This window comes from Veillonella absiana (genome assembly GCF_032970865.1).
Taxonomy (GTDB): Bacteria; Bacillota; Negativicutes; order Veillonellales; family Veillonellaceae; genus Veillonella; species Veillonella absiana.
The window spans coordinates 231908-258677 of the sequence record NZ_JAWJZB010000002.1; the positions used below are offsets into that span (position 1 = coordinate 231908).

Consider the following 26770-nt stretch of genomic DNA (forward strand, 5'->3'; position numbering starts at 1 on the left):
CCCTATGGACGTTTGTTACCACATTCACTACAGAATTTACCTGTGTTTACAGTACCACAAGAACAAGTCCAATCTGCACTTGGACGAGCTGCACCGCATTCACCGCAGAACTTGCCAGTATTTACGGTATTACATGAACCACATGTCCAGTTAGCATCAGCTGCAGGAGTCGCTTGAGCAGGTGTTGCTTGAGGCGCTGGCTCCACTGGCTGTTGCGCTTGTTGCGCACCCATGGCATATAGATTAGCCGGATTCATACCGCCTGCTTGGTTCGCCATATTCATGCCCATAAAACCCATAGCCGCGCCCATATTGCCTTCATTAGCGGCCGCCAATTTCATAGCCTCTGCTTGGGCACCTACGAGTTCAGCCGCTGCCATTGTTGGATTTTTGAAGGCTGCATTGCGTTGAAGATCCTTAATCATTTGCTCATCTTCATCGCTAGCTTTCACACTGCTAACTCCGAAGGCAACGATTTCGATCCCCCGCAATTCCTTCCATTTTTGTGTCAAAATTTCATTCAATGCATCGGCGATTTCTTGTGTATGCGCAGGAATAGCGCTGTAACGAACACCTAGAGCAGAAATTTTAGAAAAGGCTGGTTGTAACGCGGTCATCAACTCAGTTTTCAACTGACCATCGATTTTCTCGCGAGAATAGGTATCCTCCACATTACCGCACACATTTGTGTAGAACAACATTGGATTCGTAATGTGATAGGAATACTCACCAAAGCAGCGTACGGAAATATCTATATCAAGACCCACATTCGTATCTACCACGCGGAATGGAATAGGGCTAGCTGTACCATATTTATTGCCCATAATTTCCTTGATATTGAAATAGTACACCCGTTGGTCCTTGCCAGTGTCACCACCAAAGGTAAAACGTTTACCAATACGTTCAAACACGGCTTTGATATCATCTTTCAAATTACCACCGAAAATAGACGGCTCTGTAGACGCATCATAGGTATATTCGCCAGGCTCGGAACAAAGGTCAACCACCTTGCCTTGCTCAACGATAATCATGCATTGACCATCATTAACGGCAATGACGGAACCAGACGTGATAATATTATCCTCCGCACTCGTATTAGAACTGCGTTTCTCGCTAATGCGCTTTTGCCCCTTTGCTACGAGAATATCTTGATCTAAACTCTCGCAATAAAAATACTCTTTCCATTGATCCGCTAACACGCCACCAATCGCACCAGTACCAGCTTTGATTAAACCCATTTTGTTCTCCTATTTCCGCTTGTGAAAGCTAAAAATCCTTTTATATAAAACTATGTAATCATTATATTTAAAAATTTCATTCTTACCTTTGATTTTACAGTATTCAATAGAATTTTGAAAGAAAATAGTTTATTACACGATTTGTTGATGTTCTATCTAATCGTATTGACTCAAGTATTACAGATGCTATAATAATAGTAGGCAAACGGTAAAATTTGCACTATATGCACCCCCTCTTAGTATAGGCAACTAAGAGAGGGCATTTTACTATCTAAATAAAATATTCATTTACAAATAAAACCGCTGATGCAAAGTCAATAAACTCTGTACCAGCGGTTTTTTTAATTTCCTTATTCAGATTTCATAATATAAGTATTATTTATCATAATCTCGATCAAGATTCACATCTTTCAAAGGAATCAATTTAGTTTTATTTGTGAATTTGTAACCTAAATATACTGCAAAGAATACAGGTAAACCGATATAGGCTACGCTGACACCATACCAGTCAATAGTTTCACCCATGAAGGCTGTATAGTTTTGACCAACGATGATGATGATACACAATGCCAATGCCAACAATGGTCCGAATGGGAATAAGGACGCACGGTATGGAATTTCGTTCAAATCTTTATTTTGCGCTTTGAAAGCACGACGGAAACGATAGTGAGCAATAGCGATACCAACCCACGCAATAAATCCGCTCATACCACTAATATTTACAATCCAGTTATAAGCCGTACCTTCACCAATAAGGCTAGTCAAGAATGCAAATAAACCAAAGGCAGATGTTAAACAAAGAGATGCTACTGGAACACCACGGCTGTTTAGTCTACCAAATACAGCTGGTGCTTGACCTTCCTTAGCCAATGCATAGAGCATACGAGTGGAAGAGTACAATCCAGAGTTACCAGCAGATAATACAGCTGTCAAAATGATGGCATTAATAAAACTAGCCGCAAAAGCAAATCCAAAACGATCAAGTACCAACGTAAATGGACTGATAGCGATATTTTCAACGCTACTATTCAACAAGTTTGGATCTGTATAAGGAATCAAGAAACCGATAACAATAAAGGATCCAATATAGAATAATAGAATACGCCAGAAGATAGTTTTAATAGCTTTTGGTACATTTTTTTCTGGGTCTTCTGATTCACCAGCAGCAACACCAATGAGTTCTGTACCTTGGAAGGAGAACCCCGCTACCATAAAGATAGCCATGATGCTGGCCCAACCACCAACGAATGGGGCTTCGCCAACAGTCCAGTTTTCAAATCCTGGGGCTGTTCCGCCAAAACCAAAAATCAACATAAAGCCAGCAAATAAGAATACGAATACGGTGATAACCTTGATGCTAGAGAATATATATTCACTTTCACCAAAGACACGTGTGGACATATAATTCATGCCAAATAATAACACAAGGAAAATAGCACTCCACACGATAGCCGGAACGTCCGGAAACCAGTATTTCATAATGAGCGCACCCGCTACAATTTCCGCAGCTAGCGTAATAGCCCAGTTGAACCAGTAATTCCAACCAAGGGCAAAGCCAAAGGCAGGATCCACGTAACGTGTTGCATAGGTTCCGAAAGAACCAGAGATAGGAAGGTAAGTCGCCATTTCACCGAGGGATGTCATCAAGAAGTACACCATCAAACCGATGAAACCATACGCCACCAAGGCACCGCCTGGGCCAGCGGTAGAGACAACCTCACCGCCAGCCACGAATAAGCCTGTACCGATTGCACCACCAAGAGCGATCATATTCATATGACGCGCCTTGAGGGTACGATGTAATTTTTGATTATTATTGTCAGACATATGCGTTCTCCCTATTACAAGTCGAGATTACGCACATATTTGGCATTATCTTCAATAAATTTACGACGAGGTTCTACTTTGTCGCCCATCAAAATGGTAAAGATTTTATCAGCTTCGATGGATTCATCCATAGTCACTTGTAAAATCGTACGGTTTTCAGGGTTCATTGTAGTTTCCCACAATTGTTCAGGATTCATTTCACCCAAACCTTTGTATCGTTGAATTGTGATACCATCACGGCCCACTTCATCAAGTTTAGCAGCCAATTCTGCATCGCTATATACATACCAATGACCTTTACCTTTTTTGATTTGGTACAAAGGTGGTTGCGCAATGTAAACGTGACCTTGTTCAATCAATGGTTTCATATAACGATAGAAGAATGTAAGAAGCAATGTACGAATGTGAGCACCGTCAACGTCCGCATCTGTCATGATGATGATTTTGTTATAACGTCTCTTAGCAATATCGAATTCTTCACCAATACCAGTGCCGAAGGCAGTGATCATGGAACGAATTTCGTTGTTCGCCAAGATTTTATCAAGACGAGCTTTTTCTACGTTCAAAATTTTACCGCGTAGTGGCAAAATCGCTTGGTAACGACGATCGCGACCTTGTTTTGCAGAACCACCCGCAGAGTCACCTTCTACGAGGTAGATTTCTGTCATAGATGTATCTTTTTCAGAGCAATCCGCCAATTTACCAGGCAAAGAGCTAACTTCCAAAGCATTTTTACGACGAGTCAAATCACGAGCTTTACGAGCAGCTTCACGGGCACGATTGGCCATAGTCGCTTTTTCAATGATTTTTTTCGCGTCTGTTGGATGTTCCTCGAAGAATGTTTTCAAGCCATCGGAAACGATCACATCAGTAATACCTTTTACTTCGCTATTACCAAGTTTTGTTTTAGTTTGGCCTTCGAATTGAGGTTCCAATACTTTTACGGATACAATCGCTGTCAAACCTTCACGTACGTCTTCGCCGGAAAGGTTACTTTCATTTTCCTTGATCAAACCAGCTTTACGACCATAGTCGTTAATGGTACGAGTCAAGGCACTACGGAAACCACTCAAATGAGTACCGCCGTCAATAGTGTTGATGTTATTTACGAAGGACAATAGATTTTCGCTATAGCTATCGTTATATTGCAATGCCACCTCAACAACAACGTCATCTTTTGTTTTTTCGATGTCGATAACAGTTGGGTTTGTGATTTCTTTGTTTTCATTCAAGAATTGAACGAAGGAAGTTAAACCACCTTCATAGTTGAATACTTCTGTGCGAGGATTGCCTTCTTCATCAAGGTTACGAAGATCACTCAATGTAATTTTCAAACCTTTATTCAAAAATGCTAATTCTTGTAGACGAATTTTCAATGTATCAAAATCGAATACAGTGGTTTCAAAGATATCTTCATCTGGTTTGAAAATAACAGTGGTACCTGTTTTGGAACTTTTACCAATTTCTGTTAATTCAGACGTTTTATAACCACGACCAAAAGTAATTTCACGAATTACGCCATCTTGAGCTACTTGAACGCGAGTCCACTCACTCAAAGCATTCACTACGGAAATACCAACGCCGTGCAAACCACCAGAAACCTTGTATCCGCCACCGCCGAATTTACCGCCGGCGTGCAATTTCGTTAATACTAACTCTACCGCGGACATACCTGATTCATGCATTCCAGTTGGAATACCACGACCATCATCCACAACGGTAACGCTATTATCTTCGTTAATGCTGACTTCAATATGTGTAGCATAACCAGCCAATGCTTCATCTACTGAATTATCTACTACTTCGTATACGAGATGGTGTAAACCACGAATAGACGTACTACCAATGTACATCCCCGGTCGTTTACGAACCGCCTCCAAGCCCTCCAGAACTTGTATATTCTGGGCACCATAATCTTGTTCAGGCATAGAACGCTCCTCCTAATTTCAATTAATCATAAACTTTATTATACTATAGAAACTATATTCTGTGTAATTTTAGATATTTAAATGAATAAGTTCCTGGAATTCCTCTATTCGTTTCATCAATGTTTTCAACGAAATACTAGATCCATATAGGCCCTCATCCGTGACGATATATGTTTTGATATCCTCTGCAGGCATTTCATTTAAAATAGGACCATCATAATAATGAATAGGTGATTTCTTAGCCTTACTGCCTTGAGCGTGCACCATTGTTATCACTGATTCAATGGGAATGCTCTTGTTATCTCCGATGTGAACGTACATACTACCTCTCTACCTCTTTTTTTCATCTAAATACTTGGACCTATATTTATTACATAAATTATTAACGAAATCCTCAGATAAATCCTTCACAGATTTTCCCGTAATCAACATGGCCAGCATATATTTTTGGCGTTGGTCCGTAGATCCAAAATGGATTTTATCCATATAATAGTAAATACTTTCCTTTTTCGCCTCATTAAATGCATTCATGGAACATTTCACAAATTGTTGAATTTGGTCCTGCCGAATATTTGGATATTTTCTCAGCACTCGCTTGATAGTCCCAATATGCTTACGATAAAACATATAATCACAGGTGACGCACACCTTACGAGGTACCGTCATCCACGTACCACATACTGGACATTGGTGAAAGCCCCGTTCAGCCAAATGCTTATTTTTTTTGCACTGATTAATTTGTGCCTGCCGAGCAATCTCTTTTAATTTTGGATTTTCAATATTCACCAAGGTCGCATCAATACGAGCTAATTCTTCATCACTAATAGTAATTTTAGACGTATCATAAGAACCATCCCCCATATATTTTGGACGTCCTATTAAATAGGGCAATACAGCATCTTCATTATTGATATCTTTCACAAAGCTCTGGCGATGCATTTGTAAACGAATACTCGTAATTACAGGATGACCATAGAATTCGTTTATTTTTTTGATGATTTGTTTTTCCTGCATCTTGATTTCCTGCATCCACTGCGATGTGAATGCACTCAATACCAATACAGGTGGTTCTATATGTAGAATCCGAGAATTTTTAGCAAACCCAGGACCGACGATTTTTTTCCATTCATGAACAATTCGATTAAGATGAAATGTTTCATAAATGCCAATATCTTGTAACGTACGAGGCAAACATGCATCAAGGTTTTCCATTCGTTGCATTGATTGTGCCTCCTTTACATTTAATGAATTGAACATGGTCCATATATTTAAAATCGTGAATATCTGTGGTCGTTATAAATGTTTGGATTCGTTTATGAATAAAGTGCAATAAATTACTGCGTCGCAATTCATCTAGTTCGCTCAATACATCATCAAGGAGCAATACTGGATATTCACCCACCTCAGATTTAATAAACTCAAGCTCACTCAATTTCAAGGACAATACAGCTGTGCGCTGCTGTCCTTGGGAACCGTATTTTTTCAAATCCATAGCGCCAGAGAAAAATCGTAAATCATCACGATGCGGTCCCACACTGGTGGTTAACCGATGGCGATCCTGTGGTAAAGCCTCCTGTAACAATTGGTAAAACTCATCACGTGTATAGACGATTGTATTCTCATCCCCATAATTTTGTTCATATCCAATAGTGAGATTCTCTTGGCCAGCCGTCAATTTACGATTCATCAAGTCGATGAGCAAATTGATTTTTTTGAGGCTTTCTAGCCTTTTTTTAACGATGAATGCCGCCATATCTGCTAACTGCAAATCCCATTCCTCAAGAGGTATAGATTGTTTACCTCTATATTCCTTGAGTAATGTATTTCGTTGTTGTAGCAAACGATTATATTGCAATAGCTGATGATAATAGGTAGCCGAAGTTTGAGATATTTCCATATCTAGAAATCGACGACGACCAGAAGGATTTCCCTTGATGAGCTGTAAATCTTCAGGACAGAATATAACTGTATTTAAGGTGCCTATCAATTCCTTCTGAGATATTTTCGTATCATTTAATCGAATATCTTTAGATCCTTTTCTATAGAGTTTTAGATTTACCTTTTGGGCTGTTTCTCTCTTTTCAAAATTAATGACAATCCCAGATTCATCGGCATTGAACATAAGCATATCGGCTGTGTCATTGGTGCGGTGGCTTTTACCAATGGTACCTACGTAGATAGATTCAAGGATATTTGTTTTACCAACCCCATTATCTCCATGAAGGACGATAATTTCAGGATTAAATTTAATAGTTATATCCTTGTAATTGCGAAACTGAAATAATTGCAGTGAGTCAATTCTCACTGATTATTCCTCCTCTTTAACGATTTTAAGATCCATATCGAGACCTTCTATAGAAATGATATCTCCAACATAACATTTTTTACGTTTTTCCGTACATAATTGACCATTGATAGTAATGATTTGATCATCAATCAAGGCTTTGATTTGACCGCCTGTTTCAATGATACCTTCATATTTTAACAATTGATCGATTTGAATATATTCTGTGTGGATTCCCACAGGTGTAATAGGTTTACTCATGTTTGAGCCTTTCTTAGTTAGTTCTAACTGGTGTTACCACGTATGTATAATTTGGATTATTATCTTGGCGAATAACCACAGGACCATTTTGTTTTAAATACAAATGAATTTTTTCGCCTGTGCTATGACGCAAGATATCGCTGATATAACGACCGTTGAAGGAAATGGTAAATGGTGTACCTTTGAATTCTGTCTCTATTTCTTCCTTCGCCATACCAATTTCAGAATTTTGACTAGACAATACAACTTTATTTTCGCTCCAATCATAACGAATTACGTTATAACTGATGTCTTTTGCAAGTAAGGATACACGATCAACAGCACCTGCAAATTCTTTACGGTCGATGATAGCACTGGAATCGAATTGAGATGGAATTACTTTTTCATATTCAGGATATGTGCCTTCGATTAAACGAGAGATGATGTAAATGGATTCAAACATGAATACGATTTGTGTGCGATTCCAAATGATATTAATCATTGTGGGATTATCTGTAGGCATTAAACGAGATACTTCAGCCAATGTTTTTGTTGGGATAACTGCACGAAGTGGCGTTGTAGCAGGTTCTTGAATGGATATTTTTTTAACCGCCATGCGATGTGTATCAGTTGCTACCATTGTGACATCAGATTCATTGATTTCAAGTAGAGCACCAGCAAATACAGGACGATCTTCATCGGTAGCAGCTGCATAGTTTGTTAAATCGATTAATTCTTTCATATCTGCTGTATCGATGTTTACATGATTTTCGTCATGGATTTGTTCAACAAGGGAGAACTCATCTGGATGTAATGTCACTAAATTGAATTCGGAGGAACCAGATGTGATTTTTAATGAATTACTATCTTCTGGTTTATTCAATGTTATGGTAGATCCGGGTAATTTACGAATCAATTCTTGGAAATAACGTGAACCTACTACTAGAGTGCCTGGTTCTGTGATGTCCGCATCTACTGTTAATTTGATGCCTAGTTCAAAATCATTGCCTTGTAATTCTACTTGGCTACCTTTTGTTGTGATATAAATAGCACCAGGTAAATTAGAGCTTGTTTTATTTTGAGATACTTTTTGTAGTACGTTGATTGCTTTTTGTAGGTTTTCTTTTGGGAATGTAATATTCATTAGTTATACCTTTCTTAACTTGTTAATAGAATTCGAAATGTCGTATTCTATATTTTTGTGAAAGCCTTAAATAAAAATAATTTTTTAGCTGTTTTTAGCTGTATTATATATATAAGGTTGCGGTATTCTTTACTATTGCTGTTTTTGATTGTTGGATATAGTAAGTAGTAAAAGAAGTAGGGCGTGTGGGTTTGTGAAAAACGATGACGAGCGCAGATAGCGTGTTATTTGGCGCCTGTGGATAGCATTGTGAATACTTTGTACCCACTTATCCACATAGTCACAAAAATTTTCATATTTTGAGTTATCCACATAATTATAGACAAGTCAGTCACAATATTATCCACACCCATTTAGCTTGTTTTTTATGTCATTGACGATACGTGCTGTCTCTGGATTTTTTTCCATTTCTTTGGAAATTTTTTCGTACGCGTGGAGTATGGTTGTATGATCTCTGGTGAAAGCAGCTGCAATTTGTGGGTAGCTTTCACTAATGAGGTCACGACAGAGATACATGGCGATTTGACGAGGAAAGGCAAATTGGATTTTACGTTTTTTACCTAGCAAATCTGCTTTTTTGATGCTAAAGTAAGAGCTCACAAAGTCCTGAATATGTTTAATAGATAATAATTCCACTGGTTGTTCTGTAATTAAATCCTCTAGAGCTGATTTTGTGAATTCATAATCTATATCACCCGTCAGATTTTGAAGGGATGCGACGCCAACGAGACGATTTACGGCGCCTTGAAGGACACGAACGTTTTCAGAGAACTGGTATGCCACGTAGTTCACAGCATCATTGGTTAATGAGATGTTGTATTTTTCTAGTATGGATTTGACGATGGCGATACGCGTTTCTAAATCTGGATTATCCATAGTGGCAATAAAGCCCGCTTGGAATCTGGAACGCAAACGATCCTCTAATTGATTCATATCGCTTGGCAAAGTATCACTGGTAAGAACGATTTGTTTTTGATTATCCAAGAGTTCATTAAAGGTATTAAAGAATTCGTTCTTCGTACCTTCTTTATTTTCTAGGAATTGAATATCATCTACCAATAATACATCGATATTGCGGAAAATATTACGGAATACATCCCCTTGGCGACCGCGGACCACCAGGTCTACGAAGGTATTCATGAATTTTTCACTGGTAATGCACATAACGTTTAAGTTTGGATTGTGATCGATAATGTAATTACCAATGGCATGCATTAAATGTGTTTTACCAAGGCCAGACGGGCCATAGATAAATAATGGATTATAGATATTACCAGGATTTTCAGCTACAGCTTGGGCAGCGCCAAAAGGTATTCTATTGGAATTACCAGCCACGAATGTTTCAAAGCGGAATGATTTAATCAGATTAGAATAGGATAAATCAATTTTTTTAGGCTCTGGTTGAGAAACCATTTGCTGTTGACCAAATTGATTTTGTGATTGTTGCTGTGCCGCCAGTTGATCATCAATGGATTGTAATGAATCAGACACAGTTGTTTGATGTGGCGCTGGTGTATCGATGATAACAGGATCATCATAGACAGGCGTATATAATTTTAGATTTGATTGACCAGATTGCGTACTTGGTTGGTTTGGTGTTGTTTCTAAGATATTCATGATAATAATATCTAGATGGCTGCCATTAATTTGGTCTATGGATTCCTGTAATGGTCCAATAACGGCAGGATTTTTTTCTATAATATTTTTTATAAAGTCTTGGGTTACTCCAATGTGGATGGATAAATCCTCAACGGACAAAGGTATTAGCCATGAGCTAATGGTACTCTCCCATAGTTGGAGAGGCATTTTTTTCTTTGTATCCTCGAGGACTTGTTCCCAAAATAGTCCTAGTTCAAAATTTTGCATACGATATCCTTTTAAAAATAGTAGTTTTGCACAAAATGTGGATAAAATGTGTATAAGTCGTTTTTTAGGTGAATAAAATTGTGCATAACACATATTTTATTGTGAATAACTTGTTGATAAATTATTTTACATTCCTCAAAAACGTGAATATATCAATAGTTGGGGTGTGCACAATAGTGCTACAAAAAATTGTGGATAACCGTTGTGGTTATCCAAGCAAGTAATCCAATATTTGAGCGAAATGTAAGAAATCTACCTAAATTTTACCAAAAAAAATGAGTTTTGTCATTTTACTTGTGGATAACTTTGGAATATATATAGGTCGAATTTTGGATATCTAATTTTGGATATCTAATAGTGTATACTAAATTGATATATGGAAATAAAAAAAAGTATTTTTATATCTACTATATATGGATATTTAAAAAATCATTATTTCCATATGTTGTGAAAAATGAATTATTTAGGAAAAATCTAGATAAAACCACGGTTTTTCATTGACAGAAACGGTTGTAACAACTATAATTATGCTGTTATGGTATAAGTAAAACAAAAACATTAACGAGGAGGTGTTTTACTAATGAAACGTACTTACCAACCAAATACTCTTTGGAGAAAACGTACCCATGGTTTCCGTGAACGCATGAAAACTATCGGTGGCCGTCTCGTTTTGAAAAAAAGACGTGCAAAAGGCAGAAAAAAATTATCTGCATAATATAATAGCTTTTAGGCAGGAGAAAAAACTTGGCGCTGCTGCCAAGTTTTTCTATTCTTAGGACTTAGGAATGATAGTATGGGTAGCAATAGCTTAGACAAAGCGAGAAGAATTATACATAACAATGAATATCGCCTTGTGTATAAGCATGGCAAATTTGAAGTAGGTCGTATGTGTGTACTGTATCGGATGCCTGTTGCTAAACAGCCTACACGTATTGGTTTCGTTACGGGAAAAAAGGTTGGTTGTGCTGTTGAGCGCAATCGAGCTCGCCGGTTAATGAAAGAGGTTTATCGCCTTCATCAACACGAAATTCGTGAAGGGTATCATATTGTCATTGTTGGACGTGGCCCTTTGAAAAATGCTACCTATGAACGAGCTGAAAAAGAAATCATGTATTTACTCTGCAAGAGTAAGTTGTTGATTAATTAATGCGCTTTCACAAAGAGGTAGAATGATGTCATATGTCATTTCTAAACTATTGACGGGACTAATCAAATTTTATCAGATTGCCATTTCCCCATTAAAACCTGGATGTTGCCGATTTTATCCTACGTGTTCAGCGTATACTCTGCAAGCTATTCAAAAATATGGACCTTTTAAAGGTGGTTGGCTCGGAATCAAACGGATTTTAAAATGTCATCCTTTTCACCCTGGTGGATATGACCCCGTTCCGTAATCAACACAGTTTTGGAAATACCGAAGTATCTGTATGGACGAAATTTAGACCATACCATAACCTAGTATAGATACGTAAAGGATCCACATTTTGGTTTGCATCGAACAGGAGAATCAAATTGGAAATTTTTCAAGTACTCGTTGATTTTATGCGTGAAAGTCTCGCGTATTGCTATCAATTGACTCAAATGGCAGGCTTTCCTAGCTATGGTGTAGCGATCATCGTATTGACGATCCTAATCAAAGCTATTTTGGCGCCACTGACTGTGAAACAAATCAAATCCATGAAAGGTATGCAAGAATTGCAACCTCGCATGAAAGCCATTCAAGACAAGTACAAAAATGATCCACAAAAAGTACAACAAGAAATGGCTACGCTTTATAAAGAAATGGGTATTAATCCATTATCTGGGTGTTTACCATTATTGGTACAAATGCCATTCTTGATTGCTATTTACTGGGCATTGCAAGGATATCCATACGATCCGGCTTATGAAAGCTTCTTATGGTTACCAAGCCTTGGCGAAGCCGATCCTCTTTATATTTTGCCAGTATTAAGTGCGATTTCCACTTATATCATGTCAAAACAAACTAGTACAGGTGCTACTGGTGCCGCTGCTAGTCAACAAAAGATGATGGCTATTTTTATGCCTCTATTCATTGGTTATATCAGTTTGACCTTCCCAAGTGGTCTTGTTATTTACTGGGTAGTGTCCAACGTATTCCAATTAGTTCAACAACACTTTATTTATAAAAGTTTGGACGAAAAGAAGGGGGCTTAATAGATGGAATTTATAGATGTATCTGCAAAAACCATTGAAGATGCCATCGTTCAAGGTGTGGCGCAATTAAATTCTGAAGGTCGCGAATTAGCGGAAACAGAAGTAATTACGCAACCATCTGGTGGTTTCTTAGGTATTGGTCGTAAACCGGCTGTAGTTCGTTTATATTTCACAACTATGGCTGCTGAGGCGTCACAAGAGGAAATAGCAGAGGCTGTAATTCAGTCTAATGCTGTGGAATTTCAACCAACTGCTTCTATTGATGAATCTGCTACAGTTGTTGTTGAAAGCAACGCATCTGTTGATGCTGATCAAGCTGCTGATTCTGAAGAAGCATTCGATGAAGAAGCTCCAAAAGCGAAACGTTCCCGTGAAGTGAGCAAAGAAGACCAAGCTGAGATTGCTGAAAAAGGCAAACAATTCTTGGAAGATATGTTCAAACAAATGGGTTTAACTGTATTCATCGAAAAAATGACTACACCAGACAAAATTACCTTCCAAGTTCATGGTGATGAGTTAGGTATTTTGATTGGTAAACATGGTCAAACTTTAGATGCTATCCAATATTTAACAAATTTGGTGGCTAATAAAGAAGTGGCTGGTCATTGCCACGTTGTAGTAGATGTGGAAAATTACCGTTCTCGCCGTGAAGAAACATTAGTGAACTTGGCGAAACGTTTGGCTAGCAAAGTAAGACGCAATCGTCAAAAGGTTTCTTTGGAACCTATGAATGCGTTTGAACGTAAAATCATTCACACTGCATTACAGGGTGAAAGAAATATTGTGACTGATAGTGAAGGTGTTGAACCATATCGTCACGTTGTTATTTCCTATAAACGCTAATTTGCTAGTTATACGCTAAATTTTAGTTTAATAGCTAAAATATATTGATATAATAGCAAATACCACGCATTGTGTGGAGCAGTGTTTATAAATAACACGCATGAATGTGAGCCCGATCTTCGGATCGGGTTCTCTTTTTATACGATGGAATTTAACGGCTCATCCGAGATTTTAATTTACTATATGTATTTTGGTGTATGGCGCTATTTCGCTGTAGGCTCGTGATATACTAGTAATAGATATATTTTTTTAGATATAAGGTAATTATCATAATGTAATCCTGCTGAGCAGGATCAAGAGGTAATGATGTATATAGATGATACAATCGCCGCCATCGCAACGCCGCCGGGCATTGGGGGTGTCGGTATAATCCGGGTCAGTGGGAAACAGGCTTTCGCCATTGTGGATTCAATTTTTGAAAGTTCCGGTTCATTACCATTAATGGACCGTCCGAATAAAACTGTACAATATGGCCACATTGTGGACCCAAGTACGAAAAAAACATTGGATGAGGTTATTTTGCTGTTGATGCAAGGACCTCATTCCTATACAGCTGAGGATGTGGTGGAAATTCAATGCCATGGTGGCATCGTGTCCATCCGTTCTATTTTATCTTTGTTGTTGGCATATGATGTGCGTCTCGCAGAGGCCGGAGAATTTACAAAACGGGCCTTTTTGAATGGTCGTATCGATTTGACCCAAGCAGAGGCCATTATCGATATTATCGACGCTAAAACAGAGGATTCTTTGACTCTAGCCGTATCTCAATTAGATGGTACAGTATCCAATTTTGTGAAAGATTTGCGAGAGCAACTCATCGCCATGATTGCTCATTTAGAGGTAACTATCGATTATCCAGAAGAGGATATCGAGGAGGTTACGTCTCATGAGGTAGGCGAGCAATTGAAACCTATCGCACAACAAATGGATGAATTGCTTGCTACGGCCCAAAGTGGGCGCCTCATTCGTGACGGTATTCTTGCCGTTATCGTAGGTCGTCCTAATGCGGGTAAATCTAGCTTGATGAATGCATTATTGCGTGAAAATCGCGCTATTGTAACAGATATTCCTGGTACTACACGAGATAGTATCGAGGAATTTATGAATATTGAAGGCATTTCACTTCGCCTCGTGGACACAGCAGGTATTCGTGAAACTGAGGATACCGTAGAGGCCCTTGGCGTAGAAAAGGCGCGTCAATATCTTGATAAAGCGGACATTGTTCTCTGTGTCATCGATGGTTCCACAGAATTGTCCCCAGAGGAAATTGATATATTGAAAAGCACAGCTGGTCGTAATACCATCGTGCTTCTTAATAAATCCGACGTTAATCAAGTTATTACGGTAGCTGATATCGAGGCACATGGGACTTTCACAGCCGTGGAATCCATCAGTGCTGCCCAAGGCGAAGGTACGGTGGTATTGTCAAAATGGGTGAAAGAACTCGTGTATGGCGGCCAAGTGAGTGGAAATCATGATACAATGATAAGTAATGTACGTCATATTTCCCTCATGGAGGATGCGCGCTCTCAAATCCAGCAAGCCCTTGATTCCATCGATAGTGGCATGCCTGTGGATTTTGTGGCGACGGACCTTCGTGGTGCCTGGGAGGCCCTAGGTGAAATCACAGGAGATAGTTTACGGGAATCCATGGTGGATGAACTATTTAGCCGATTCTGTTTGGGTAAGTAGTAAATTTATACATTATAAAGGCGTACTGTAATCGGCCTTTGAAGCTCTGAAATGTGGAAAACCTAGTTTCGGTGCTTTCACAAAAAATAATAATATAAATAAGTATTCAATAAAGGAAATAAGTATGTATACAGTAGATACCTATGATGTCATCGTCATTGGTGGTGGTCATGCGGGTTGTGAAGCTGCGTTGGCGGCGGCGCGCATGGGACATCGCACGTTGATGGCGACCATCAGTTTAGATAATATTGCCCTTATGCCATGTAATCCTGCCGTTGGCGGACCAGGCAAGAGTCATCTCGTTTACGAGCTCGATGCGTTGGGTGGGCAAATGGGCATTAACGCGGATGCAACGGCTATCCAAATGCGTATGCTCAACATGGGCAAGGGCCCAGCAGTGCATTCCTTGCGTTGCCAATCTGATAAAATTAAATATCAACATTTGATGAAAGAAACTCTTGAGAATACAGATAATCTCAATATTAAACAGATGATGGTGACAGAACTCAAGGTTGAGGACGGCGAAGTTAAAGGTATTGTAACCGAGCTTGATGAATTCTATGCGGCGAAAGCTGTTATTCTTTGTACTGGTACGTATTTGAAGGGTAAAATCCTCGTAGGCGAACTATCCTATACAGGTGGCCCAAACGGCTTGCGTACAGCAGAAGTATTTTCACAATCTCTCATTGATAATGGCATTGAATTGATGCGTTTTAAAACGGGTACACCAGCTCGCGTTGATAAACGGACGCTCAATTTAGATCATATGGAGGTGCAACCTGGGGACCCACATCACCGAGCATTTTCCTTTATGTCCGAATGGATTGATCGTAATGAACAAGTATGTTGGTTAACGTACACAAATGACCATACTCATGATATTATCAAGGAAAACATATTCCGTGCCCCAATGTATAGCGGTAAAATTGAAGGTGTTGGCCCTCGTTACTGCCCATCTATTGAGGATAAGGTGGTTCGTTTTGCTGATAAACATCGTCACCAATTGTTCGTGGAACCAGAAGGTGGTCAAACCAATGAGATGTACGTACAAGGCATGAGTACATCCTTGCCTATGGATGTGCAATATGCATTCTTGCGTACCATTCCAGGCCTTGAAAATGTAGAAATCATGCGTCCTGCGTACGCTATCGAGTATGATTGCCTCAATCCATTGCAATTGACTCCAGCCCTTGGGGTAAAACACATCAAAGGCCTCTATTCAGCAGGTCAAGCGAATGGTACCTCTGGTTATGAGGAGGCCGCTGCTCAAGGTTTGATGGCCGGCATTAACGCTGCATTGTATCTCCAAGGTGAAAGTCCATTTATCCTTGCTCGTTCCGAGGCATATATCGGTGTTCTCATCGATGATCTCGTAACAAAAGGTACACGCGAACCATATCGTATGATGACAAGCCGCAGCGAATATCGATTGCTCTTGCGTCAAGATAATGCAGACCTTCGTTTAACGGAAAAAGGTCGTCAAATCGGTCTTGTAAAAGATAATCGTTATGCGATATTTACAAAGAAAAAACAAGATATCGAAAAAGGTATCAAATTATTGAAAGAATGTCCTGTAAATCCATCTAAGGAAACTCAAGAAATTCTTGAAAAACTTGGTACTGCACCAATCAAAACAGGCATTCGTGCTTATGATCTTGTAAAACGTACGGAGTTGTCCTATGGTATGGTAGCTGATGCATTCGGTATTGAACGTTTTAATCCTGATGTAGAAGAAGCTATCGATATTTCTACAACTTATGAAGGCTATATTAAGAAACAAATGGACCAAGTCGATAAAGTTCGTAAATTAGAGGAAAAAATTCTTCCTCCAGATTGGGACTATATGGCTATGAAAGGTATTTCCCTGGAAGCTCAACAAAAATTGACGAAAATCCGTCCACACTCCATCGGCCAAGCCAGTCGTATCTCTGGTGTATCTCCAGCGGACGTATCCGTATTGTTGGTACAATTGGAACAATATAACCGAGCTAAGTAATTTTGTATGGAATGGCCGCGGCCCGCGTATTCATTTTTTGAGTGCTAATTTCCAATGTGTATTCTATGACACGGCCGCGAGCATAAAGGCCAATTATAGTAGTAATAGTAGAATTTGAGGTTGTTATGAAAGAGCAATATGATGTAGCCATTGCTACAGAACAAGAATTTACCACAGATCTAAAGGCCCAAATGACTGCTTTTGGTTTGCCTTGCACTGATGAGCAAGCTCATGATTTTTACTATTATTATGTGCAGCTCATCGAAACGAACAAGAGTCTAAACCTCACGGCTATCACGGATATGCACGAGGTGGTGGTGAAACATATAGTGGATTCCTTATCCTGTTACGATGCTCAATATATCGCTGATGGTGCGACCATCCTTGATGTAGGCACTGGTGCAGGATTTCCAGGTATTCCTTTGGCTATCTACAATCGCACATTAAAAATTACATTGTTTGATTCCTTGCAAAAACGGTTGAAATTTTTGCAGACTATCATTGATGAATTGAAATTAGAAAATGTCGTTACCTTACATGGTCGCGCAGAGGATATGAGTCATACCGATGCCCACCGTGAAAGCTACGATATCGTTACAAGTCGCGCGGTGGCTAGATTGCCTATTCTCTTGGAATGGACCTTGCCATACGTTAAACAAAATGGCTATTTCATTTCTCTCAAAGGCGCTGCCTATGAAGAGGAAATTCAGGAATCTCCAAAGGCCCTTGATATTCTCGGTGGCACCGTTAAGGAAGTACGACCTATTTCCTTGCCCACCATCGATGATAAACGAGCGGTGCTGTATATACAAAAAACAAAGGCTACCCCTAATAAATATCCGCGGAAACCAAAGGACATCAAGGAGAAGCCGTTATAAAGTAGTATATGAAATTGTAATTTAAAACCATATATCTAATAAAAAGGCAATGCAACAGAAGTTTCAGGGCATTGTCTTTTTATATTGCTTGAATAAATGCCTCAGTATTCCATTTCGGAGCACTGAGGCATTTTGTTTACTTATATGACTTATAGGACAAAATGAGTTGGTTTAAATAGCGATGGAGTTAGATACTATCTAATTCCACCGGTATTTAAAGTTCTTGTATTTATTTACGTATGATTACTTATTGATTCTCGAACAATTCATTTGTAATATTAACCGCTGCAATACCGTCCTTCGCGTATTTATCAGCACCGGCTTGGTCGGCGTAGTCTTGGGAAACTACGGCACCACCGACGATGACTTTTGTATCGAGGCCAGCCCCGCGGATGGCTTCGATGGTATTGTCGATTTGAGGCATGGTAGTGGTCATGAGGGAACAAATACCTACAACAGATGCGTTATGCTCCTTAATGGCGGCTACAATGACTTCAGCGGCCACATCCTTGCCAAGGTCGATGACCTTGTAACCGTTATTTTCAAGGAGGGCGCCGACGATATTTTTACCGAGGTCATGGATATCACCTTTCACAGTGGCCACGATAACAGTGCCTTTGTCGAGGCTTTCACTAGCAGGGAGGATTTCCTTGATCGTTGTGAAAGCAGCCTGCATCGTTTCTGCAGCAAGCATAACTTGAGGTAGGAACAATTTACCGGAACCGAATTTATCGCCCACCACGTTCATCGCCTCGGAGAGACCTTTTTTCGTGATATCTAGTGGGTTTATGCCATCGGAGAGGGCTTGTTTAACGAGCTCAATGATGGCTTCTTTTTCGCCTTGCTCCACGCAAGCGCGGATATTGGCGAGAGGATCATTGCTATCGAAACTAGCCTTGGATGGTGAATTAGGGGCCGAGTTACCAGGAATTTCACCTTCTTGTTCATAGCCATAATCATTGATGAATTTCGCTGCACCAGGGTCCCAGCCGAGCAATGTACAGCCCGCTGTGAAAGCCTTTTTAACAGGATAGTTTAGAGGATTCATGATAGGTGTCGTCAAACCAGCAAGAAGGGCCATTGTAAGGAATTGGCCGTTCAAATATGGACGTTGTGGCATACCAAAGGAAACATTGGACAAGCCCATCACAGTAGGGAAGCCAAATTTTTCCTTGTACAAGCGCAAGGTTTCTAATGTTTCCTTCGCACTATTATCGCCACTAGCCAATGTTAATACCAATGGATCCAGTAACAAATCGTTTGGACGAATACCATAAGAATAGGCAGCCTCAACGATGGTATTGGCTAAAGCAACACGGTCTGTTGATTTCTCTGGTAAATCACCACTGGATAATGGCAAACAGAGAAGGGCCGCACCATAGCGTTTAGCTAATGGCATTACGGCATCAATTTGTTCTTGTTCTGCATTAACGGAGTTAATGAGAGCACGGCCTGGATAGTTTTTTAAACCAATTTCTAGAGCCTTAGAATCCAGTGTATCGATGGATAGAGGAACCTCTACTAGACTAGATAATTCAAAGATGGCACGTTCCATTAAAGGTGTTTGATCCATACCAGCTACACCCATATTTACATCAAGAATATCGGCACCAGCCTCTACTTGTTCTAAGGCATCGCGTTTTACACGGATAAAGCTGCCATCACGTAATTCTTGGGCTAGTACCTTACGGCCCGTTGGGTTGATTCTTTCACCAATGATGAGTGGTTTTTCACTGTGACCAAGGCGTACTAGTTTTGTACGGCTTGTGATAGCTGTGAAAGGTTCCACATGAGGTCGTTCTGCTGGTGTATGAGCTTTCACAGCCTCGGAAATACGAGCGATATGTTCTGGCGTACTACCACAGCAAGCGCCGATATAAGTAGCACCAGCGTCAACGATTGGGAGCATCAATGGGCCCATTTCATCTGCAGAGAGGGGGAATACCGTTTGTTTATTGATGAGCACAGGCATACCCGCGTTTGGTTGGCAAATGAGCGGTAGGTTGGTAACGGCTGCCATTTGACGAACGAGGTCTGTCAATTGTTCAGGACCGAGGGAACAGTTAATGCCGATGATATCAGCGCCAAGGGCTTCGAGCATCACAGCAGCCACGTCAGGCGGTGTACCTGTGATCGTACGGCCATCCTCACTGAATGAGAACTGGCAGATGATTTGGACATCGTCCTTTGTTTTGCCTCGGGCCTTGCGAGCATCAAGGGATGCTAATAGGGCGGCACGCATTTCTTGCACGTCGATGATTGTTTCAATGATAATGAAATCCACGCCACCTTCGATGAGGGCCTCGGCTTGCTCGCGATAGGTGTGGTAAATTTCATCAAAACTCATATTGCCAAGAGGCTGTAAAAAACGACCTGTAGGCCCCATGGAACCAGCCACTCGAGCCTCAGGTTTTACATTAGCGATTGCTTCTTTGGCTAGCGTTACAGCAGCAATATTAATGTCCCGTACACGATCTTGTAAATCATAATCCTCTAATTTGAGGCTGCACGCACCAAATGTATTGGCTGTAATGATATCACTGCCAGCCTCTAAATATTGTGAGTAAATATCACGTACTACATCGGGATGTTCAATATTATATAACTCCGGACAATAACCTTCCTCTAGACCTGCCGCTTGTAACATTGTGCCCATAGCACCATCAAAAATATACATAATTCACGTCCTTTGTGTATTCTCTAAAACTCTCTTTGTTTATACCTTGCGGGATGAGCAATCGACTTGACTGCATGATGTGCAACCGCGTTTGGTTGGTAAGCTTTCATCGCCAGGCATAAAACCAATGATAGCCGTCACAGATTTACGAGGGAACAAAAGGTGGTTATCTGTTACCTTGAGACCGATTTCCTTGGTGCCAATGATATTCGCCAAATCCTTTTGAACCTCAAGTGGCCAATTGCCATAGCCTGGGCTAAAACGCCATGTTGGTTTATAACCTTGTTTTTTAGCGATGTTATTGATGACCTCATTTACTTGATCCGCCACTTGTTCAACCGCTGTCGTAGCCGCTGCGTCTATGAGCAGACCTACGGTATAATTACCTTTTTTAAATAATTCTTCGCTACGTAATTCTACATCTTCGCCTACAGTTACACCCATGACGTACACCTTTGTGGATTTTGCTAGATGATCTCGTACCGTTTTACCTTCTACAAGGAGGGGTGGATTACTCTGAATGGTGAAAGTCTCTGCATCATAATCATATTCCTTATATACGCCTTTGGGTGTGGCTAATAATAGAATTTCTTTACATGCTTCATCTACGTATTGGGTTGGAAAATCTTCTGCGTGTCGCAGCCCAGCGTAGCGTTTTACTTCTGCTTTATTAATAACAGGAAGCATCCCATTGTATATTGCCATAATAAGAGCCTCCCTATTTTGTATAACTCTAATTGTTAGTATAGCATTTGTTGAAATAGTCATAAAAAAATCTACCTGAGTTGTTCAGATAGATTTGGATGTAATATACCATAGCACTGACCATTAATTGATATTATTAGTATAGGGGTTGCTTATAGATGTAGTCAATGAAAGTAGTGATTGTATGAGTATATAATTTTATGATATGTTGTTATAGGGTACGACTATAGTATAAATCCTATATGGTGGGTGTCTATATTTTATGAAAATGTTTCACGTGAAACATTTAGACAATGTTATATTAGATGTAATAGTGCAACTATCATTATAATAAGCTAGAAAATAAGGATATGTAGGGAATTCTCTAAGATAGTTTTATGTTTATCAGAAAAGAATCCCATATTTTACTAAAATTACATGATGTCTTGTTATTTTTAGTAGAAACATATGCTATAATAAATAAGACATTAATTACAAAATAGAGGTGAATATAGTGGGCAAAGTTATAGCCATCACGAATCAAAAAGGTGGCGTTGGTAAAACAACTACATCTGTAAATTTAAGTGCATGCTTGGCAAAATCTGGTAAAAAAGTGCTTATGTTAGATCTTGATCCACAGGGGAATGCTAGTAGTGGATTGGGTATTGATAAAGATAGTTTAGAATCCTGCATTTATGATGTGTTGATTGATGGCGAAGATATTGCTAATATTATTCAACTAACAATGCTTAAAAATTTATTTGTAGCACCTGCAACTATTCAATTGGCAGGGGCTGAAGTGGAATTAGTTGGAATTGTTTCACGTGAAACAATTTTGAAAAAAGCACTTAAATCAATTAAGAAGGAGTATGACTTTATTATCATTGATTGTCCTCCATCTTTGGGGTTGCTTACATTGAATGCGTTAACAGCTGCAGATAGTGCATTAATTCCTATTCAATGTGAATTTTATGCATTAGAAGGTGTTAGCCAACTAGTAAAAACCATTACTATTGTACAACAAACATCTAATAAGGATCTTGAAATCGAAGGTGTTTTATTAACCATGTTTGATGGTCGCACTAATTTGTCTATCCAAGTAGCTGAAGAGGTTAAGAAGTTCTTTGGCACAAAGGTATATAAAACAATTATTCCAAGAAATGTACGTTTAAGCGAAGCTCCAAGTTATGGTGAGCCTGTTATTGTATATGACCCTAAATCTAAAGGTGCTGCTGTATATAATAGCTTGGCAAAAGAAGTGGCTAAGAATACTAAGGAACAAAGTAAAAAAACTAAAGATAAGAAGAAACAAGAGGAATAATATGGTTCGTAGTGCAAATAAAAAAGGCTCTGGTCTTGGTAAAGGCTTGGGGGCTTTAATGGGAAATGCCGAAAATGTAGAAGAAGTAGTAGGCACAAAACATAAGAAGGATAAAACGATATTATCTATAGATTTGATTGAGCCTAATCCAGATCAGCCTCGTAAAAATTTTGCTGAGGATAGTTTGGTAACATTAATGGAGTCCATTAAAAATTATGGTATCGTCCAACCCATCGTAGTTCGTAAACTAGGTGATGTATATCAAATTGTAGCCGGCGAACGTCGTTTTCGAGCAGCTACTCGTTTGGGTATGACGGAAGTACCTGTTATCATCAAAGATTATAGTACTGAAGAAGTGACTGAAATTGCGTTAGTAGAAAATTTACAACGTCAAGACTTGGACCCTATTGAAGAAGCCTTCGCCTATCAAAGGTTGATGGATACTTTCAAACAAACACAAGAGGTGATTGCTGTTCGTTTGGGTCGTAGTCGATCCCATGTGGCTAACATGGTTCGTCTGTTAAAACTACCGGAAGCCATTCGTAATGATTTATCTGTTGGGGAATTGAGCATAGGTCAAGCTAGACCTTTATTGTCTTTAAAATCTGAAGCACTTCAATTAGAAGCGGTAGAAAAAATTAAAGATGGTGATTTGAATGCTCGCCAAGTAGAAAACCTTGTAAAAACACTTTCTACATCTACACAAAAAAATAGCAGACAGAAAAAAGTAGAATCTGCTGAAATTAAAGCTCTTACAGAACAATTGAAGTTACAATTGGGCTCACCAGTAGCTATTAAATTACGAGCTGGTAAAAAGGTACAAGGGAAAATTGAAATTTCTTTTAGTTCTGAATTAGAATTGGAACGCTTGATTGCCTACATGAATGATACACATGAAGATACCGTGCCAGATCATGATGTGGCTATTGAGTTCCGCGTATAATATCATATTAGAATACAATGACGTATCCATACATAGTTAACTATAGATGGTTCATAGATAACTCATCTTATTTGGTTACACTATGTGTGGGTATATTTATTATAAAGGCATATGTGTTTCCTATATGTTAGCAGTAGTATAACAATGATTTTGTAGATATGAATTGAGACATTAAGAAACATATAGTAAAGGTTATATTATGACAATGAATACACCTAAGGCTAATCGAGTCCATATTGGATTTTTTGGCCGATGCAATTCAGGTAAATCTACACTGATTAATATGTTAGCTGATCAACCAGTATCCTTAGTGGCTGATGTGGCAGGGACTACAACTGATCCAGTTAGCAAGGCTATGGAAATATTGCCCTTAGGTCCGGTGATGATTACTGATACAGCAGGGATTGATGATACATCACAATTGGGTCAATTACGTATTGCAAAAACACATGAATTAATAAAAAAAATCAACTTAGCTGTTTATGTTCTACGTAGTGATGAAGCATTCACCGAAGACGATAAAAAATGGATTGAGGAATTGAAATTACAAGAGTTGCCAGTAGCCGTATTCATTAATGAAATTGGTGCTGGTGAAAGTCTGGAGTCAGAGTCTATACATAAGGGTAAAGAATCTACATTAAGTCGTTCTGCAGAGTTATATGTATCACAACATCCTGAATTAAATACATTAGCTACTGTAATTGGTTCTGGTAATTTTACAAGCTCTACTAATCGCCTTGAATTGTTAGATTTATTGGGTGGATTAACACCTCTTGATGCAGAGGAAGATCAATCCTTATTATCTGGATTGGTTAATCCAGGGGATACAATCGTCCTTGTGTGTCCTATTGATAGTGCTGCACCGAAAGGACGTCTTATTTTGCCACAGGTACAAGCAATCCGAGAGATTTTAGATTATAAGGGCTTGGCATTAGTGACACAGACCGAAGAGATTCCAGCTTTGTTGTTATCCTTAAAGAATCCACCAAAATTAGTTATCACCGATTCACAAGCTTTTGAGGAAGTAAATGCATTAGTTCCTGATACAATCCCACTAACATCATTTTCTATATTGATGGCCCGCTTTAAGGGAAAACTAAAAGATTTAGTATTAGGCGTAAATGCTATTAAGAATCTAAAACCTGGCTCAAAAGTACTTATCAGTGAGGGCTGTACTCATCGTCGCCAATGTGATGATATTGGTACCGTAAAGATTCCTATGTGGCTCAAGCAAAATGGATACACCGACTTAGATATGACTTGGACTAGTGGTGGTGCGTTCCCAGAGCATGTAGAAGACTATGATTTTATCATTCATTGTGGTGCTTGTATGCTCACACGTAGAGAGGTCCTTCGACGTATTGATGTCGCTGTAGTTCAAGGGGTTCCTATTGTAAATTATGGTATACTAATTGCCATGTTACATGGTATACTTGAACGAGCGGTTAGTCCTTTTAAGGACGAGTTACAATAGAAAGGACGACATAGCATGTTTGATTTAATTCAGCCATGGCTAGGTGCTCTTGGAATTGGTCTTACCATTCTTATGTTTTTATATTGTGTTATTCTTCACTTTAAAGTGAGCAGTTTGACGAAAAAATATAAGTTCTTTATGGATGGCGAAGATGGTACAAGTTTAGAACGTAAACTATCTGTTGAAGTTAAAGAAATTCGTGATGCAGCGGCAAATTTGGAAGCCTTGTTTAATGAACAACAAACTATTCGCACTGTACAAAATAATACAATACAAAAAATTGGTTTTGTAAAATATAATGCCTTTGAAAATATTGGTAATGATCTTTCCTTTGCCTTAACATTGTTAGATGGCAATAATAATGGTGTGTGCATTTCCAGTATTTATGGTCGTAGTGAATCTCGAATTTTTAGTAAACCGATAGTGCGTGGCAAGAGCGTAGCTAGTTTATCTCAAGAAGAATTAGAAAGTTTAAATGAAGCCTTAGGCGATAAAACGAATGAAGAAGCCTTGGTGAGTGCTTCTGTAGTAAAATAAGGAAGTGAAAGTTTTTGAAATTGCCCGCTTTTATTAGTCATGCAATTGAAAGCAACGGTGACTTTTGTAAAATTACGCTGACGAAACGCCAATTACAAATCCTAATTGGTGTAGTTAGTACCTTGTTGGTGCTTTCACTAGCATTAGGCATTTGGGGCGCATTACGTCAAGCTGAATTAATACAATTACGTCAGCAAACACAGTTGCAAACTGAGCAATTAAAATTATTACAACAAAAAACACAAATGTTGGATAAGAAGATTCAAACGATGGATGCGTTGGATCAAGAAATTCGACAAATGGTAAAAGGTGCTGAGTCTGGTCAACCATCTCAAGGAGGTGGGGAATCGGAAAAGCCTCAAGCCGCTCTATCTGACATAAGTGATGTGAATTTAACGCCATCACAAATGTCTGCTAAGTTGTCTAAAATCGATAAACAAGCGCAAAAACGTTTAGCTAGTTTCTATACATTGCGCAATATTTTAAAAGACGGCGCTAGCGCAGATATCGCGGCGGTTCAAAGTATCAATTTTGCTACTCGTTCTGGAATGATGGCAAATAGTACGACACCAAGTATTTGGCCATCGAAAGGCGTTATCACATCTAATTACGGATATCGTACAGACCCAGTATATGGTTCCTCTGCATTCCATGAAGGTATTGATATTGCTGATGATTATGCTACACAAATCGTAGCAACAGCAGCAGGTACCGTTACATTTGCAGGTCCTACTAGCGGTGGTTATGGTAATCTTGTTGAAATCGACCACGGTAATGGATTTGTTACAAAATATGGTCATAATTCGGTAGTACTTGTTACGGAAGGTATGCATGTTAACCAAGGTCAGGCAGTTGCATTGATGGGTAGCACTGGTAAAAGTACAGGCTCTCACGTTCACTATGAAGTAGATATTAATGGTACTGCTGTGGATCCAATGGTATTCTTGCCGATTAGTAATGATTAATTTGCCAACTAATAGCTAAGCAATAACTGTATAAATAATTAAAGGATAGTCCTTAAGG

24 protein-coding genes are annotated in these 26770 nt (G+C 39.2%); 13 read left to right on the plus strand and 11 right to left on the minus strand.

The features are described 5' to 3' along the window. Positions 1-2: 2 nt before the first annotated feature. The 9 genes from RVY80_RS02495 to dnaA all read right to left on the minus strand — a co-directional run bounded on the left by RVY80_RS02495 (position 3) and on the right by dnaA (position 10527). Positions 3-1238: an SPFH domain-containing protein gene (locus tag RVY80_RS02495; protein WP_317329540.1), complete on the minus strand. Its 1236-nt coding sequence runs from the start codon at positions 1236-1238 to the stop codon at positions 3-5. 375 nt (positions 1239-1613) lie between these two features. Further along, positions 1614-3065, minus strand: a complete 1452-nt coding sequence (locus RVY80_RS02500) for an amino acid permease (RefSeq protein WP_295190290.1) — start codon at positions 3063-3065, stop codon at positions 1614-1616. Between the two features lie 14 nt (positions 3066-3079). Then, entirely contained in the window at positions 3080-4993 is a 1914-nt protein-coding gene (gene gyrB, locus RVY80_RS02505; RefSeq protein WP_317329541.1) for a DNA topoisomerase (ATP-hydrolyzing) subunit B, read from the minus strand. A 69-nt stretch (positions 4994-5062) separates the two neighbouring features. Further along, positions 5063-5314, minus strand: a complete 252-nt coding sequence (locus tag RVY80_RS02510; RefSeq protein WP_317329542.1) for a DUF370 domain-containing protein — start codon at positions 5312-5314, stop codon at positions 5063-5065. Between the two features lie 9 nt (positions 5315-5323). Further along, positions 5324-6214 carry a DciA family protein gene (locus tag RVY80_RS02515; protein WP_317329544.1) on the minus strand — a complete coding sequence of 297 codons (891 nt, stop codon included), beginning with the start codon at positions 6212-6214 and terminating at the stop codon, positions 5324-5326. Next, positions 6192-7298, minus strand: a complete 1107-nt coding sequence (recF, locus tag RVY80_RS02520; protein ID WP_317329545.1) for a DNA replication/repair protein RecF — start codon at positions 7296-7298, stop codon at positions 6192-6194. Before recF ends, RVY80_RS02515 begins: the two co-directional genes overlap by 23 nt. 3 nt (positions 7299-7301) lie before the next feature. Beyond that, complete coding sequence (locus RVY80_RS02525) at positions 7302-7538, minus strand: RNA-binding S4 domain-containing protein (RefSeq protein ID WP_295190276.1); 237 nt, start codon at positions 7536-7538, stop codon at positions 7302-7304. 13 nt (positions 7539-7551) lie between these two features. Continuing rightward, positions 7552-8661, minus strand: a complete 1110-nt coding sequence (gene dnaN, locus RVY80_RS02530; RefSeq protein ID WP_295193952.1) for a DNA polymerase III subunit beta — start codon at positions 8659-8661, stop codon at positions 7552-7554. A 339-nt stretch (positions 8662-9000) separates the two neighbouring features. After that, positions 9001-10527 carry a chromosomal replication initiator protein DnaA gene (gene dnaA / locus RVY80_RS02535; RefSeq protein ID WP_317329548.1) on the minus strand — a complete coding sequence of 509 codons (1527 nt, stop codon included), beginning with the start codon at positions 10525-10527 and terminating at the stop codon, positions 9001-9003. Positions 10528-11107: 580 nt separating this feature from the next. Here dnaA and rpmH point away from each other — a divergent pair. From rpmH to rsmG, 8 genes are all read left to right on the plus strand, one after another. Further along, the gene (gene rpmH, locus RVY80_RS02540; RefSeq protein WP_295190264.1) at positions 11108-11242 is read left to right on the plus strand and encodes a 50S ribosomal protein L34; all 135 of its coding nucleotides are present in this window, start codon (positions 11108-11110) and stop codon (positions 11240-11242) included. A 78-nt stretch (positions 11243-11320) separates the two neighbouring features. After that, positions 11321-11674 (plus strand): ribonuclease P protein component, encoded by a 354-nt coding sequence (gene rnpA / locus RVY80_RS02545; protein ID WP_295190262.1) that lies wholly within the window; start codon positions 11321-11323, stop codon positions 11672-11674. Between the two features lie 25 nt (positions 11675-11699). Beyond that, positions 11700-11921, plus strand: coding sequence for a membrane protein insertion efficiency factor YidD (gene yidD / locus RVY80_RS02550; protein WP_317329549.1), 222 nt, complete (start codon positions 11700-11702; stop codon positions 11919-11921). Between the two features lie 148 nt (positions 11922-12069). Beyond that, the gene (locus tag RVY80_RS02555; protein WP_295193961.1) at positions 12070-12702 is read left to right on the plus strand and encodes a YidC/Oxa1 family membrane protein insertase; all 633 of its coding nucleotides are present in this window, start codon (positions 12070-12072) and stop codon (positions 12700-12702) included. 3 nt (positions 12703-12705) lie between these two features. After that, positions 12706-13545, plus strand: coding sequence for an RNA-binding cell elongation regulator Jag/EloR (jag, locus tag RVY80_RS02560; protein ID WP_317329550.1), 840 nt, complete (start codon positions 12706-12708; stop codon positions 13543-13545). Positions 13546-13851: 306 nt separating this feature from the next. After that, positions 13852-15237, plus strand: a complete 1386-nt coding sequence (gene mnmE, locus RVY80_RS02565) for a tRNA uridine-5-carboxymethylaminomethyl(34) synthesis GTPase MnmE (protein ID WP_317329551.1) — start codon at positions 13852-13854, stop codon at positions 15235-15237. 124 nt (positions 15238-15361) lie between these two features. Next, positions 15362-17233: a tRNA uridine-5-carboxymethylaminomethyl(34) synthesis enzyme MnmG gene (gene mnmG, locus RVY80_RS02570; RefSeq protein ID WP_317329554.1), complete on the plus strand. Its 1872-nt coding sequence runs from the start codon at positions 15362-15364 to the stop codon at positions 17231-17233. 125 nt (positions 17234-17358) lie between these two features. Then, positions 17359-18111 (plus strand): 16S rRNA (guanine(527)-N(7))-methyltransferase RsmG, encoded by a 753-nt coding sequence (gene rsmG, locus RVY80_RS02575; protein WP_295190250.1) that lies wholly within the window; start codon positions 17359-17361, stop codon positions 18109-18111. A 247-nt stretch (positions 18112-18358) separates the two neighbouring features. Here rsmG and RVY80_RS02580 read toward each other — a convergent pair whose 3' ends face one another. Together RVY80_RS02580 and RVY80_RS02585 are read right to left on the minus strand one after the other, a co-directional pair. Continuing rightward, on the minus strand, positions 18359-20788 hold the full coding sequence (locus RVY80_RS02580) for a homocysteine S-methyltransferase family protein (protein ID WP_317329557.1): 2430 nt from the start codon (positions 20786-20788) through the stop codon (positions 18359-18361). A 39-nt stretch (positions 20789-20827) separates the two neighbouring features. Further along, positions 20828-21493, minus strand: a complete 666-nt coding sequence (locus RVY80_RS02585) for a methionine synthase (RefSeq protein WP_317329558.1) — start codon at positions 21491-21493, stop codon at positions 20828-20830. Positions 21494-21986: 493 nt separating this feature from the next. Here RVY80_RS02585 and RVY80_RS02590 point away from each other — a divergent pair, with 493 nt between their 5' ends. From RVY80_RS02590 to RVY80_RS02610, 5 genes are all read left to right on the plus strand, one after another. After that, positions 21987-22793, plus strand: a complete 807-nt coding sequence (locus tag RVY80_RS02590; protein WP_295190241.1) for a ParA family protein — start codon at positions 21987-21989, stop codon at positions 22791-22793. A 1-nt stretch (position 22794) separates the two neighbouring features. Continuing rightward, the gene (locus RVY80_RS02595; RefSeq protein WP_317329559.1) at positions 22795-23736 is read left to right on the plus strand and encodes a ParB/RepB/Spo0J family partition protein; all 942 of its coding nucleotides are present in this window, start codon (positions 22795-22797) and stop codon (positions 23734-23736) included. A 199-nt stretch (positions 23737-23935) separates the two neighbouring features. Then, positions 23936-25210: a [FeFe] hydrogenase H-cluster maturation GTPase HydF gene (gene hydF, locus RVY80_RS02600; protein WP_317329560.1), complete on the plus strand. Its 1275-nt coding sequence runs from the start codon at positions 23936-23938 to the stop codon at positions 25208-25210. Positions 25211-25225: 15 nt separating this feature from the next. Next, complete coding sequence (locus RVY80_RS02605) at positions 25226-25747, plus strand: DUF4446 family protein (RefSeq protein WP_295193960.1); 522 nt, start codon at positions 25226-25228, stop codon at positions 25745-25747. Positions 25748-25761: 14 nt separating this feature from the next. Then, the gene (locus RVY80_RS02610) at positions 25762-26712 is read left to right on the plus strand and encodes a M23 family metallopeptidase (RefSeq protein WP_317329561.1); all 951 of its coding nucleotides are present in this window, start codon (positions 25762-25764) and stop codon (positions 26710-26712) included. Positions 26713-26770 lie beyond the last annotated feature (58 nt).

Coding starts and splice junctions, on each gene's coding strand:
- RVY80_RS02495 (WP_317329540.1), bottom strand. CDS start 1,238: ATGGGTTTAATCAAAGCTGGTACTGGTGCGATTGGTGGCGTGTTAGCG.
- RVY80_RS02500 (WP_295190290.1), bottom strand. CDS start 3,065: ATGTCTGACAATAATAATCAAAAATTACATCGTACCCTCAAGGCGCGT.
- gyrB (WP_317329541.1), bottom strand. CDS start 4,993: ATGCCTGAACAAGATTATGGTGCCCAGAATATACAAGTTCTGGAGGGC.
- RVY80_RS02510 (WP_317329542.1), bottom strand. CDS start 5,314: ATGTACGTTCACATCGGAGATAACAAGAGCATTCCCATTGAATCAGTG.
- RVY80_RS02515 (WP_317329544.1), bottom strand. CDS start 6,214: ATGCAACGAATGGAAAACCTTGATGCATGTTTGCCTCGTACGTTACAA.
- RVY80_RS02525 (WP_295190276.1), bottom strand. CDS start 7,538: ATGAGTAAACCTATTACACCTGTGGGAATCCACACAGAATATATTCAA.
- dnaN (WP_295193952.1), bottom strand. CDS start 8,661: ATGAATATTACATTCCCAAAAGAAAACCTACAAAAAGCAATCAACGTA.
- dnaA (WP_317329548.1), bottom strand. CDS start 10,527: ATGCAAAATTTTGAACTAGGACTATTTTGGGAACAAGTCCTCGAGGAT.
- rpmH (WP_295190264.1), top strand. CDS start 11,108: ATGAAACGTACTTACCAACCAAATACTCTTTGGAGAAAACGTACCCAT.
- rnpA (WP_295190262.1), top strand. CDS start 11,321: ATGGGTAGCAATAGCTTAGACAAAGCGAGAAGAATTATACATAACAAT.
- yidD (WP_317329549.1), top strand. CDS start 11,700: ATGTCATATGTCATTTCTAAACTATTGACGGGACTAATCAAATTTTAT.
- RVY80_RS02555 (WP_295193961.1), top strand. CDS start 12,070: ATGCGTGAAAGTCTCGCGTATTGCTATCAATTGACTCAAATGGCAGGC.
- jag (WP_317329550.1), top strand. CDS start 12,706: ATGGAATTTATAGATGTATCTGCAAAAACCATTGAAGATGCCATCGTT.
- mnmE (WP_317329551.1), top strand. CDS start 13,852: ATGTATATAGATGATACAATCGCCGCCATCGCAACGCCGCCGGGCATT.
- mnmG (WP_317329554.1), top strand. CDS start 15,362: ATGTATACAGTAGATACCTATGATGTCATCGTCATTGGTGGTGGTCAT.
- rsmG (WP_295190250.1), top strand. CDS start 17,359: ATGAAAGAGCAATATGATGTAGCCATTGCTACAGAACAAGAATTTACC.
- RVY80_RS02580 (WP_317329557.1), bottom strand. CDS start 20,788: ATGTATATTTTTGATGGTGCTATGGGCACAATGTTACAAGCGGCAGGT.
- RVY80_RS02585 (WP_317329558.1), bottom strand. CDS start 21,493: ATGGCAATATACAATGGGATGCTTCCTGTTATTAATAAAGCAGAAGTA.
- RVY80_RS02595 (WP_317329559.1), top strand. CDS start 22,795: ATGGTTCGTAGTGCAAATAAAAAAGGCTCTGGTCTTGGTAAAGGCTTG.
- hydF (WP_317329560.1), top strand. CDS start 23,936: ATGACAATGAATACACCTAAGGCTAATCGAGTCCATATTGGATTTTTT.
- RVY80_RS02605 (WP_295193960.1), top strand. CDS start 25,226: ATGTTTGATTTAATTCAGCCATGGCTAGGTGCTCTTGGAATTGGTCTT.